At 51.1% G+C, this 992-nt stretch carries 1 protein-coding gene; it reads right to left on the reverse strand.

Going from position 1 to position 992, the window contains the following annotated elements; translation table 11 throughout:
- A partial coding sequence (locus ACTHS3_RS14810; protein WP_440368347.1) for a 3'-5' exonuclease occupies positions 1-992 on the reverse strand: 992 nt, incomplete at both ends.

Here is a 992-nt window from a genome sequence, read left to right on the forward strand (position 1 = left end):
TGTTCTTGCGACCATTGCGTCAAAGCGCGTTTGGCTGCTTTTTTGTGGGCAAACAAACCGTAAGGACGCCAGTTTCTTGTACCGCTGTTTAACAAGACAATGTGTGCTTGAAGGCTGCCGTGTTCGTCAGCGATAAAGCGGACGGTAGAAAACGATGTGGACTTTTCAGACGGCATCAGCTGGTATTCCTGCATGGTCTGGGCTTTGAGCCATAGTGTATGGAGCTGTCCGACTGCCGGAATAAAACGGATGGAGGCTGCGGCTTTGATGTGCGGCGGCAGTTTTTTGCTGTGCAGCAGGGTGGCGGTTTCACTGTATGCGCGTTCGTGTGCTTCAATGGCTTGGGCTTTGCCGAAATGGTCAAACCAAACCAATACGCCGTAACTGTCAGGCAGGGCATAGAGCTGTTGGGCGAGCGAATCAGGCAGCCAATTGGGCAACATTTTCGGATTCATCAATACACGGACGTGTTCGTCCCATTGTTGATGATTTTTTTCTGCCAGACTTAATTCGAGATAATCACACAATGCGGCAACATCGGTCATGGCGCGGTGGCGGTTGGCAGTCTGAATGCCGGTGCGTTCGATAATACTGTCGAGACTGTGTTTGTAAAACTCAGGATACAGGCGGCGAGACAGTTGAACCGTACAGAGCGAGGGTGCGGCAAAGTCAGTATGGATACGGGCAAACTCGTGACGCAGGAAGGTATAGTCAAAGCGGCTGTTGTGGGCAACAACCACAGCACCTTGCAATAGCGGCAACAAATCGGCTGCAATATCGGCAAAGACAGGCGCGTTTTTCACTGTTTCATCATGAATCCCGGTTAGTCTGGCAACAAATTCGGGAATGCTGCGGCAAGGATTGACCAATTGCTCGTAATGTGTGGTGCGTCCTTGCTCAAAACGAACAAGGGCAACTTCCGTTATCCTGTCTTGATAGAAATTTCCACCGGTCGTCTCCAAATCCACCACGACCACAGGCCGTCCCAAACG

It is taken from the genome of Neisseria sp. P0009.S007 (genome assembly GCF_051962515.1).